Source organism: Paraburkholderia sp. SIMBA_053, assembly GCF_046534895.1.
In the GTDB taxonomy this organism is placed as follows: Bacteria; Pseudomonadota; Gammaproteobacteria; order Burkholderiales; family Burkholderiaceae; genus Paraburkholderia; species Paraburkholderia caledonica.
In genome coordinates this window covers 1-275 of sequence record NZ_JAWRXU010000612.1, presented here as the reverse complement: position 1 = coordinate 275, position 275 = coordinate 1, and the positions used below count along the sequence as shown (strand labels likewise).

Sequence of the window (275 nt, the reverse complement as noted above, 5' to 3'; positions counted from 1 at the left end):
GACGATTTCCTGGGCCCGTGCGCCGGTATTAAACAGCACACCGAGTAACGCGTAGTCACGACGGCCGTAGCAGGTGCTTCGATCGATACAATTCAGGACGGCACGGATCTCGTCCTCCTCGAGGTAGTCGACGGATCCGGTTCGTGTGCGCTTGAAGGGAATGCCCAGAATCCGCTGCGCCTGTTCGATCCTCTCCGGCGCATGCGTTGCTACGTAGCGGAAGAACGAATGAATGGCGGCGAGCCGCACGTTGCGCGAGGACGTTTGGTTGTGAC

At 59.6% G+C, this 275-nt stretch carries 1 pseudogene; it reads right to left on the bottom strand.

What is annotated here, in order from left to right:
* A pseudogene (locus tag SB753_RS37050) lies at positions 1-275 on the bottom strand (integrase); the annotation flags it as partial.